The organism is Streptomyces rimosus subsp. rimosus (assembly GCF_000720725.1).
GTDB classification, from domain to species: Bacteria; Actinomycetota; Actinomycetes; order Streptomycetales; family Streptomycetaceae; genus Streptomyces; species Streptomyces rimosus_A.
The window spans coordinates 1-220 of record NZ_JOCQ01000281.1 but is presented as its reverse complement, the minus strand read 5'-3'; the positions used below and the strand labels follow the sequence as shown (position 1 = coordinate 220).

General features: G+C 69.5%; 1 protein-coding gene. It reads right to left on the bottom strand.

Annotated features, from left to right (window positions below; translation table 11 throughout):
* Positions 1-220: histidine kinase dimerization/phospho-acceptor domain-containing protein (locus IH45_RS0142905; RefSeq protein WP_030682830.1), on the bottom strand; the 220-nt coding region annotated here is incomplete at both ends.

The following is a 220-nucleotide window of genomic DNA, read 5'->3' as shown; positions in this document are numbered from 1 at the left end:
GACCAGCTGCTCACTGCGCTCGTTGGTCGCCAGCAGCGTCTTGCCCAGCTGCGCCAGCTCCGGCGAGGCGTCCGGATCGGCCAGCTGCACCTCCAGCAGGGTGCGGTTGATCGCCAGCGGTGTCCGCAGCTCGTGCGAGGCATTGGCCACGAAGCGGCGCTGCGACTCAAAGGCCCGGTCCAGGCGGTCCAGCATCTCGTCGAAGGTGTCCGCCAGCTCC